A 9,757-nucleotide genomic window follows, 5' to 3' on the forward strand; every position below is an offset into this window, starting at 1 on the left:
GGTGTGCACAAATCCTCTTTGAGGAAGACGAACCAAGGACTTTGTCTCCGCAGGCTTTGCCAGCCATACCGATGCAGACCTGGATACAGTTTTGCGGATGAGCAGTTGAATGAGAAGCAGTAGGGCGGGTCGAGCGATAAAACCTTGAAAAAATGGTTAATACGCTGGATCAAGCTCGCCCCGCCTTGCAATTGCAGGCGTTGATGGGGCGAGCCTGGTTTCGCAAGTGTTTTATCACCAGAGACTTGGCGCTCGATCCATCCTACTCGGCTAAAACAGGCTAGAGTAATTCACTGATGTGGTCGATTTATTCAGATTTACTGTATTTTAGCTCTCAAGAGGCTGCGTTTGTAGCATTTCTCTTGTATCCCAACATGCTGCAAGCTAAATTGCATTGTGAGTGAATTGGCTGTAGTTTGCACTGGAGCATTTCATGGCGATCAACGATAGCACGGAAAAGAACTTGATCCGATTGAATGATCAACAATCGGGAAATAAGGATCTTGCAGCAACTGCAGGTTCTGGTGCAGTCATCCAACTTGGAGCAAATTTGCAGCTAGACCTGACCGGTCTAACAGTTGAGCAGCAACAACAGTTAAAAATAAAACATGCAGAAGCCATGATTGGAGTTAATAAAAAGGCGCAGGAACTTGTTACCGATGCAGGTGCATTGAATCATGCTCTTGGAACAATGGCACATCATACTGGTGAAGTTGCATCTTCCGGGCAAGACGTGACGATTACTCACACTCAAGATAGCTCGCTTGGGCGTACCGAAATAATTATGGGGACAAGCGACGCAGCAAAAAAAGGCAAACTGACGTTGTCTCAAACTAAACAACGTGGAAGTGGTTGTTCTCTAATGATTGCAGCTATCATAGCAGGTGGTCTTGGAGCATTTATGTGCATAGCAGTGTTCTCTTCCTGGTAGCATCTTGAAATTGGTTTGCAACGCCAGTCCGAACTAAATTCGTTTTCAAAACCAGTATGTTAAAGCTGCTTTAAAATGAACCGATGTCAACGATTAATCTAACCATCAGCGACGACATCGAAGCTAATAGAGTGCTCGACTCTTTAGCAAGCCAGTGCGGACACATGACGCCAACCGACCGGGATCAAATTATTTCACAAATTAGCACCATCATCTATGACTTAGAGCAACGTGGTAAGGACTTAGCATCCCTCGGCAGCCAGTTTAGGACAGTCAAAACTCTTCAATTATTGGGTTGCAAAATCCAGATCTCTGCTACCTACGGTAACCCAAAGTATCGTTCTTTATTCTCGTGGTTACGTTCATTCCTTCCATGAAAATGAGCACATCATTCAATGAGCCGTAAGCAACTCCAGGATGCAATTCTAAAGATTCTTCAGAATTCTCCACTCCCATTAAAGGCGAGAGAGATTAGAACTTCCATTTGTCGAGAGCTTGATCTACCATCAATCACGGTAAAAGACATCAATTCAATTCTCTACTCTGAACTTAGGCATACAGCTGTAAAGGACGAAGAACATCGCTGGAAGATTCAAGCTCAGCGTTCGTCTGCAAAGTCAACATTCAAGAATAAAGGTTTAGAACAAGCACTACAACACATTGATGAAGCGAAGAAGTTGTCTGAATTATTAGGAGGGACAGACGCTGATGTGAAACAGTATCTATTCAGTTTGTCTGAAAGCGATCTTTCCGTGATCTTGAACGAATATGAAAATCAATATGGTGCAAGCAAGAGAGAATACGCAGAAAATATACTACCGCTCTGGCGAACTGGACGCAGAAAAATGAGTGGCTTGGTTGCAGAACGACTTTACAATCTATTACCGCCGAGAATGCCCTTGCAGATTAAATATGACATGGTGCAAACACTTTGGAAAAAGTTCAGCCCGAGTTCGAAGGCAAGCTATGTTATTGGACCAGACTGCGACCCAACCTTGGCTTGCAATATTATTGAACAGCATCTTCTTGAGAGCATTTCGAAGTACACAATCCCCCATGAGCTCGAAAATCGGTTTAGCTGGCTTTCTGCAGGTGATGTTTCGATACGACAAGATTTGCTGAACTATTTTCTTGAGAAGGAAAGAGCCTTAATTATTGAGGATGCTAGTAATCGAACCAAAATAATCATGAAGCATCTTCAACAACACGGGCAATGGACGGAATGCATCAAACAAGAATACACACTATGTAACCAGAGATTAGAAATATTCTTTGACAAATCTGCAACAGGAATTATGGAGGGACGGCCATGTCCTTCTAATTCTCAGCAACTTGTGGACAAGCAACATCAAAAGATTCCAGAGAGCAGTGGTTGCTTAATGTTGTTATGTGTTATCCTAGTGGTAGGGGCAACAGCCTGCGTTTGCATCGTCGTAAATTGGTTCTAAGAGCAATTGATCAACGTGAGTGATTCGCAGCTTGTGATACCCAGCTATTGAAGGATAATGATGCTGTGCTAGAAATATTAATTCAACTTGTCCTGGTCACGCTTATTTCTCCCGATGAGATGACATGCAAAGTTGTTGGAATTACTGATGGAGACACGATAGTAGTGTTGGATTCTGAAAAACAACAACATAAGATTCGGCTCGAAGGCATTGATGCTCCAGAAAAGAGCCAGCCATTCGGCTCAAAGAGTAAGGATGCGTTAAGTACATTGATAATGGGAAAGGATGTAACGATTCGTTGGTCGAAAAAGGATCGTTATGGACGCATACTAGGAGACGTTTTTGTTGGTGAATTACACGTTAACCTAGAGTTAGTTAAGTGCGGCATGGCCTGGCACTTCAAGGAATATTCGAGCTCAAAATCGTTGTCAAATGCTGAAGCTGAAGCCAGAAATTCAAAAAGTGGTTTATGGGCATTAAATAATCCAATCTCGCCTTGGCAGTTTCGGAAAGACCGTAACATACCGAATGAAAATGCTTCAGTTAAAAAACCTACTAGTCCAAATGGATGGAGCAGAACATCTATAGCATTGGTTTGCCTACTCCTTGTCGCCACTTTCATAGGTATTCGTCTGAAAGCAAAAAGTTTATTCGGCAGAATTAGCTAAACAGTGTGGGTCGAGCGAAACAGCTTCGAAACGATACTGAAGTCACTGAATCAATCTCGCCCCGCCTTGCGATTGCAAGCGCTGATGGGGCGAGCTTGGTTTCGTGGGTGTCTTATCACCTGAGACTTAGCGCTCACCCATCTTACTCGGCACATCAAGGTAACGCCACCTTGCGGAAGGTGAACTGCACGGGCATTTCCTGGGGGGTGGTGGGGATGGTGAGTTCTACTTTCCAGGGTGAGGGGCTGTTGGGGACATTGCGGAGGAGCCAGTTGGCGTTGACGGTGCTGCCTGAATCGGTGCGGATTTCCCGGCCTACGGGTGTGATGATGTTGGAATCACTGCGTAGTTGCAGCTTGAGAGAGTTGAACAGCCTGCTTTGATGGCTTTCCCATTCGCGTGTGCCGGGGGGATATTGCACTTCGGTGGAGAGTTCCCAGGTCTGGCTGGCGGAGTTCTTATCCACGCGACGCAGGATTGCAGTGATGCCGGACTTCTTTTCCTGAGTGTTCGGCTGGCAGGGCATGGTCATGGTAATGCGTCCCGGGGCGAGCCAGGCTATGCCAGCGAGTTGCACTTCTTCCAGATGCGTTTGCGTTCGCGGCGGGCGAGGCAGGCGAAACTCCAGCACCTTGATCGGTTCTCCTTCGAAACTGTAACTCGTTGCAGGGCTGCTTTGTCCAGCAGGCTGCAAGGCAATCAGCAAAGGAACTAGTCGTGGCTCCAAGGCCAGTTCTACTTGAAGAATCAGCCTATCCAGCGATGCGTCTTCATAGGCCACGATGCTTCGACGCAACAGCCTGGCCCGCCAGGGGCCACTGTAGGCGATGTAGGTTGCTGTAGTGGAATCGATGCTGGATAACTCTATCTCTTCTGCTTTCAGCTGCACCGATAGCTGGCACTGCAAAGTAAGAAGATCGAGCAGTTCCCAAAAGGTCTTTTTACCTGCAGTCAACTGAAACTGCTTATCAGGCCATTGAACAGGCAGATTATTTCGTGTTGTTACGCGATTACCTGTCTGGTTCAGCAGTTGCAAAACCTGTGCTGGTGACTCGCCACCTTGAAGAATCACCACGCTGGCTTGAGGAGTTGCAAGCGAGGCTGGTTGCAGCAGAAGTGCAGTGAGTAAACAAAGCATTACGAGGGGCCTGTGGATTTGCGGGGTGCTACGGGCTGGCTCAGGGCCATTTGGCGAATGATCAAAGTCATTTGCCGTTGTAACTGAACTTGCCGGGCGTAGAGCAGGAAACTGACCGCGATGAAGGACAACGTCAGCAAGTAGAGAAGCAGGTTGGCACCGACGCCGATGCCGAGCCAGCGGGCGATGTAGGTGAGGGAATCGGGGAAGAGAATGAAGCCGATGGCACTCAGCCAGATGGCGGAGCGGAACAGCGGGCCGGCGAGGTTGGTCTGCAAGCGGTAGTGTCTGACCCACTCCCAGAGCACCAGGCACGAGAGCACAGTGACGGCGGCAATTTGAAACAGGTTCATTTGATCATTCTCCCGAGCAGGAGTTCGCCTGCAATTTTCACAGCGTGTAGCGATGATTGTCCCTTGGCCAAGGTGTCGGCGGTGTAGCGGATGGTGACAGGTACTTCGACATAGCGTAGGCGATGCCTGCGGATCTGGTCGAGAATTTCTGAGGCATGTGCCATGCGATCCTGGAGCAGGTTGATCTTCAAGGCGGCTTGTCGTGTGAGAGCGCGAAAGCCATTGTGTGTATCGGTCACCCGCATCTGGGAAACGATGCGAGTGAAGAGTACGCCTGCTTTCAGAATGAAGCGACGAGTCCAAGGCATGTTGACGGTGTTGCCGAGGAACCGCGAGCCAAGTGCCACATCAGCCTGGCCGGTTTGCAGTGGCTCAAGCAGCCTGGGGATTTCAGTGGGATCATGCTGGCCATCAGCATCGAAGGTGACGAGGTAGTCTGCACCTTGTTGCAAGGCAAAGGTGATGCCTGTCTGCAATGCTGCGCCCTGGCCACAATTGATAGGATGCCGGACAACCCACGCCCCAGCATCGTGGGCCACCTGGCTGGTAGCATCGGCGGAGCCATCGTCGATGACTACGACCTGCCGATAACTTTGCATTAATGTGTGCAAAGTGTTGCCAAGCCGGGCTGCTTCCTGATATGCCGGGACGATGATCCAGATGGATGGAGAATGCATGGCCATGTGAAAGTATTATAAGGTGTTGTTGCAACAGGATATATGATTTCACGGTGGGTTATGATAAACTAAAGGAGGGAGAATGCTCCTTCCTGCCATTTGGGCAATAATGCTCAGCGTGTTATTGCTTGCCTTCAGACCGTATCTGGTTGAACTCATGCGATTATTGATCCTTTCCCTGATCATAACGGTGGTTGCAGTATCGATGCAGGCCCAGGAGCCGCCGAAGGCGACCAAAGCGCAATTGCAGCATTTTGAGAGCAAGGTTCTGCCTATCCTGAAGGAAAACTGTTTCAAATGTCATGGCGGGCAGGCCAAGATTCGGGGCGGGCTGCGCATCACTTCGCGGGCAGACATTCTGAAAGGTGGTGATACCGGTTCTGCGGTTGATCTGAAGAAGCCTGCCGAGAGCCTGTTCTGGAAAGCGATTCATCATCAGGATGGCTACGAGATGCCTCCTACAGGCAAGCTTGCCCCTGAGAAGCTGGCCGTGCTCGAACAGTGGATGAAAGATGGCATCCCCTGGTCCGATTCGGTCAAGCTTGAAACTTCGAAAGAAGAGCACAAGGCAATGGGCGGCGTGGTGACAGCGGAATCGAAGAATTACTGGGCGTTCAAACCGGTCAATTCGCCAGCGCCACCGGCGGTGAAGAACACTGCATGGGTGAAGACACCTATTGATGCGTTCATCTTGGACAAGCTGGAAGCAAAGGGCATTCAGCCAAGCCCGGCTACGGACAAACTGGCACTGATCCGACGGGCTACCTACGACCTGACTGGCTTGCCCCCAACACCTGAAGAGATCGACAGCTTTGTTAACGACAAAGACCCTGCGGCTTATGAGAAGCTGATCGACAAGTTGCTGGCATCGCCGCACTACGGCGAGAAGTGGGCACGGCACTGGCTCGATGTGGTGCGCTTTGCGGAAACCAATGGCTACGAACGGGATGGCCCGAAGCCTTTCGCCTGGCGATACCGCGATTATGTCATCCGCAGTTTGAACAGCGATAAGCCTTATGATCTCTTCATCAAGGAACAGTTGGCGGGTGATGAGTTGCCGGGCGAGAACCCTGATGCGATTATCGCTACCGGTTTCTACCGGCTTGGCTTGTGGGATGATGAACCAGCAGACCCGAAGCAGGCCCGGTTCGATGAGATGGATGATATTGTCGCGACCACGTCGCAGGGCTTTCTGGGCATCACCATGAACTGTGCCCGGTGTCACGATCACAAGATCGATCCAATCCCGCAGGCGGACTATTACAAGTTGCTGGCTTTCTTTGCTGATGTGGAACGCTTCAGTCTGGATCGGAATGTGCGCTCGCCTTACAACCTGACCGATATTTCTCCGCCGGAGAAACGGGCTAGGTATGAAGCTGAGTTCACGGCCCGGCAGGCCAAGCTGCATGCGTTGGAAAAGGAGATGACCTTCCTGGAAGATAAGATCATCAAGCGTATGCCTGAAGAAGAACAGCGAGCATCCGAAGGGCTGGATCGGCCTGAGGTGATCAAGAAACTAAACAAGTACTGGAAGGAAGATGAGAAGCAGCAATATGAGACGTTGAAGAAAGAACAGACCCAGTTGAAGCGTAAGCCTGAGCCGGACCGGGACCTGGCCTTATCTGTGAATAAGTGCAAAGTGAATCCGCCTCCCACGTTTGTGATGGTGCGTGGATCGCCTCATTCTCCTGGTGCCCGCGTGTCTCCAGGCTATCCCAGCGTGCTGGCCGATAAAGACCCGGAGTTGCCTGCACCTTCGAAGGAAGCCAAATCGAGTGGCAGACGAACCGTGCTGGCCAACTGGATTGCCTCGAAGGACAATCCGCTGACAGCCCGCGTGATAGTCAACCGCATCTGGCAGCATCATCTGGGTAAAGGCATCGTTGCCAGTTCCAACGACTTCGGCAAGTTCGGTTCACCACCTACCCACCCCGAATTGCTCGACTGGCTGGCCACCGACTTTATGACCCATGGCTGGAAGATGAAGCGGCTGCACAAGTTGATCATGATGTCGAATGTGTATCAGATGAGTTCCAGGGTTGAGGGGGCAGGGGTGAAGGCAACCAATCTCCCCTCTCCCTCCCGGGGAGAGGGGCTGGGGGTGAGGGGTTCTTCAAGTGGAGCGAATGCGACCACCATGGATCCCGAGAACAATCTATACTGGCACTTCAACCCTCGCCGCCTCACTGCAGAGGAAGTGCGTGACACCATCCTGTCGGTCAATGGCACACTCAACATGAAGATGTATGGCCCCAGTGTCTACCCGATCATCCCCAGGGAAGTGCTGGCGGGGCAATCGATTCCGGGTGATGGCTGGGGTAAGTCTTCGGCGGAGGAAGCGGCCCGACGCAGCATCTATGTCTATGTCAAGCGTTCGCTCCAGGTGCCTATTCTGGTGAGCCATGATCAGGCTGATCCGGACAGCAGTTGCCCGGTGCGGTACACGACGACGGTGCCTACCCAGGCCCTGGGCATGCTCAACAGCGAGTTCACGAACCAGCAGGCGGAGAAACTGGCCCAGCGCGTTGCGAAGGATGTGCCCAGCGATGTGAAGGGGCAGATTGGCCGTGCCATTCGTCTGACCACCGGTCGTGTTTCCACGGAAGCGGAAATTCAGAAGGATGTTGAATTGCTGGAGCGGTTCAAAGCCAAGCATGGCATGAACGAATCCCAGGCCATGAAGCAGGTGATGCTGATGCTGCTGAATGCGAACGAAATGGTGTATGTGGATTGAGCTTTAAACCTGTGCCACACTCCAGCGGTACTCCGCTGGGGTGTGCTTCGAATAACAAGAATCCACACCCCGCCGGACATACTGGCGGAGTGTGTACAATCAAAACAACGAACTAGACTTAGGGTGAAACCCATGTCCCAATTCTGTCACCGTACCCGTCGTGAAGCGTTGTGGGAAACAGGCTGTGGCTTCGGCGCAGTTGCTCTCACCGGCTTGCTCTCCAGCGACGGCTTCTTCAACAAGCTGCAGGCGAGCGATCAGTCGGGTAAGTTCGTCAATCCGCTGGCACCCAAGCCACCGATGATTCCCGCCAAGGCCAAGGCGGTCATCTTCCTCTTCATGTACGGCGGGCCGAGCCAGGTTGATACTTTCGACTACAAGCCCAAGCTCTATCCACTCGATGGCAAGACCATTCCCGTCAAAACCTTTGGTCGGGGTGGGCACCGCAACGAAGGCCGGGCCGTCGGTCCCAAGTGGAAGTTCAAGCAGTACGGCCAGTGTGGCAAGTACGTCAGCGATCTCTTCCCGAACCTCGCCCAGCATGTCGATGACATTGCTTTCATTCATTCGATGTATGCCGAGTCGCCTATTCACGGCTCAGCGCTGTTGATGATGAATTCAGGCCGACTGCTCTCAGGCCATCCATCGCTCGGCTCATGGATCAACTATGGCCTGGGAAGCGTGAATGAGAATTTGCCGGGCTACGTGGTGATGCTCGATAATAAAGGCGGGCCGATCAGCGGACCACGCAACTGGGCATCGGGCTATATGCCTGCCAGCTTCCAGGGCACCATCTTGCGTGCAACCAAGACTCCAATCTTCAATCTCGATTTGCCACCTGGCATGACTCGTGCTGCCCAGCGCGATCTACTCGACAGGCTGCGTGAGAAGAACAACGAACACCAGCGTGGCCGGGAAGCCAACAGCGAACTGGCGGCACGCATTGCCAGCTATGAACTGGCTTACAACATGCAGCAGCATGCTCCCGAAGCGGTCGATTTCAGCAAGGAATCGGCAGAGACCAAGGCACTCTATGGCATCGATGGCTCCCGCACGGAAGACTTTGGCCGCAAGTGCCTGCTCGCCCGCCGACTGGTGGAACGGGGCGTGCGGTTCATTCAGATTTACTCAGGCGGCGCCCACAATGACGACAACTGGGATGCCCACACCGACATCGTGAAGAACCACACCAAGCACGCGGGCGATACCGATAAGCCGATTGCCGGCCTGCTGGCTGATCTGAAACGCCGGGGCCTGCTCGATAGCACGCTGGTAGTCTGGGGCGGCGAGTTTGGCCGACAACCCACCGCCGAATACGCCCAGGGTACCGGCCGCGACCACAACAGCTATGGCTTCACCATGTGGATGGCAGGCGGCGGCATTAAAGGCGGCGTGAGCGTCGGCGAAACCGACGAACTAGGCTCCGCTGCCATCAGCAACCGCTACCACGTCAAGAACCTGCACGCCACGATTCTGCACCAGATGGGGCTGGATCAGAACAAGTTGTCTTACTTCTATGGCGGCTTGGATCAGAAGCTGGTGGGGGTAGAAGGTGCGGAGGTAATTGAGCAAGTGGTGTAGAGGAGTTGAGTGCCACAGTTTGCGTAGTCGCTAACGGTGCCGAAACGGCGTCACACGTGCACCCGCGTAAATAAACAGCCATTGTCCTAGGCCGTGTTGATTGAATCTAGCCAAGATGGTAAATGATGGTGCGAGATTAGGCAAGGAGTAAGCCGATGCATCGTCATGAGTTGACAGATGAGCAGTGGGCCCGTTTGGAAGGTTTGCTTCCCGGTCGTCGTGGTGGA

8 protein-coding genes are annotated in these 9,757 nt (G+C 51.8%); 5 read left to right on the top strand and 3 right to left on the bottom strand.

The window, feature by feature from the left end; all coding sequences use genetic code 11:
* Positions 1–433 precede the first annotated feature (433 nt).
* The 3 genes from JNJ77_10895 to JNJ77_10905 all read left to right on the top strand — a co-directional run bounded on the left by JNJ77_10895 (position 434) and on the right by JNJ77_10905 (position 3,047).
* Complete coding sequence (locus tag JNJ77_10895) at positions 434–931, top strand: hypothetical protein (protein MBL8823085.1); 498 nt, start codon at positions 434–436, stop codon at positions 929–931.
* 395 nt (positions 932–1,326) lie between these two features.
* Positions 1,327–2,379, top strand: coding sequence for a hypothetical protein (locus tag JNJ77_10900; protein ID MBL8823086.1), 1,053 nt, complete (start codon positions 1,327–1,329; stop codon positions 2,377–2,379).
* Positions 2,380–2,444: 65 nt separating this feature from the next.
* Positions 2,445–3,047: a thermonuclease family protein gene (locus JNJ77_10905; GenBank protein ID MBL8823087.1), complete on the top strand. Its 603-nt coding sequence runs from the start codon at positions 2,445–2,447 to the stop codon at positions 3,045–3,047.
* Positions 3,048–3,201: 154 nt separating this feature from the next.
* Here JNJ77_10905 and JNJ77_10910 read toward each other — a convergent pair whose 3' ends face one another.
* The 3 genes from JNJ77_10910 to JNJ77_10920 are packed head-to-tail and all read right to left on the bottom strand — an operon-like array spanning position 3,202 to position 5,221.
* Complete coding sequence (locus tag JNJ77_10910) at positions 3,202–4,185, bottom strand: hypothetical protein (protein MBL8823088.1); 984 nt, start codon at positions 4,183–4,185, stop codon at positions 3,202–3,204.
* Positions 4,185–4,538, bottom strand: coding sequence for a DUF2304 domain-containing protein (locus tag JNJ77_10915; GenBank protein ID MBL8823089.1), 354 nt, complete (start codon positions 4,536–4,538; stop codon positions 4,185–4,187). The genes JNJ77_10910 and JNJ77_10915 overlap by 1 nt, the downstream gene beginning before the upstream one ends.
* Positions 4,535–5,221, bottom strand: a complete 687-nt coding sequence (locus tag JNJ77_10920) for a glycosyltransferase family 2 protein (GenBank protein ID MBL8823090.1) — start codon at positions 5,219–5,221, stop codon at positions 4,535–4,537. Before JNJ77_10920 ends, JNJ77_10915 begins: the two co-directional genes overlap by 4 nt.
* 151 nt (positions 5,222–5,372) lie before the next feature.
* Between JNJ77_10920 and JNJ77_10925 the strand changes: the two genes are divergently transcribed.
* Together JNJ77_10925 and JNJ77_10930 are read left to right on the top strand one after the other, a co-directional pair.
* On the top strand, positions 5,373–7,949 hold the full coding sequence (locus JNJ77_10925; protein ID MBL8823091.1) for a DUF1549 domain-containing protein: 2,577 nt from the start codon (positions 5,373–5,375) through the stop codon (positions 7,947–7,949).
* 132 nt (positions 7,950–8,081) lie between these two features.
* Positions 8,082–9,530 carry a DUF1501 domain-containing protein gene (locus JNJ77_10930; GenBank protein ID MBL8823092.1) on the top strand — a complete coding sequence of 483 codons (1,449 nt, stop codon included), beginning with the start codon at positions 8,082–8,084 and terminating at the stop codon, positions 9,528–9,530.
* Positions 9,531–9,757: the final 227 nt, after the last annotated feature.

It is taken from the genome of Planctomycetia bacterium (genome assembly GCA_016795155.1).
Lineage (GTDB): Bacteria > Planctomycetota > Planctomycetia > Gemmatales > HRBIN36 > JAEUIE01.

Bases quoted from the DNA above. Each gene is read 5' to 3' on its own strand.
- JNJ77_10915 (MBL8823089.1), bottom strand. From the start codon at position 4,538: ATGAACCTGTTTCAAATTGCCGCCGTCACTGTGCTCTCGTGCCTGGTG.
- JNJ77_10925 (MBL8823091.1), top strand. From the start codon at position 5,373: ATGCGATTATTGATCCTTTCCCTGATCATAACGGTGGTTGCAGTATCG.
- JNJ77_10910 (MBL8823088.1), bottom strand. From the start codon at position 4,185: ATGCTTTGTTTACTCACTGCACTTCTGCTGCAACCAGCCTCGCTTGCA.
- JNJ77_10900 (MBL8823086.1), top strand. From the start codon at position 1,327: ATGAGCCGTAAGCAACTCCAGGATGCAATTCTAAAGATTCTTCAGAAT.
- JNJ77_10930 (MBL8823092.1), top strand. From the start codon at position 8,082: ATGTCCCAATTCTGTCACCGTACCCGTCGTGAAGCGTTGTGGGAAACA.
- JNJ77_10895 (MBL8823085.1), top strand. From the start codon at position 434: ATGGCGATCAACGATAGCACGGAAAAGAACTTGATCCGATTGAATGAT.
- JNJ77_10920 (MBL8823090.1), bottom strand. From the start codon at position 5,221: ATGGCCATGCATTCTCCATCCATCTGGATCATCGTCCCGGCATATCAG.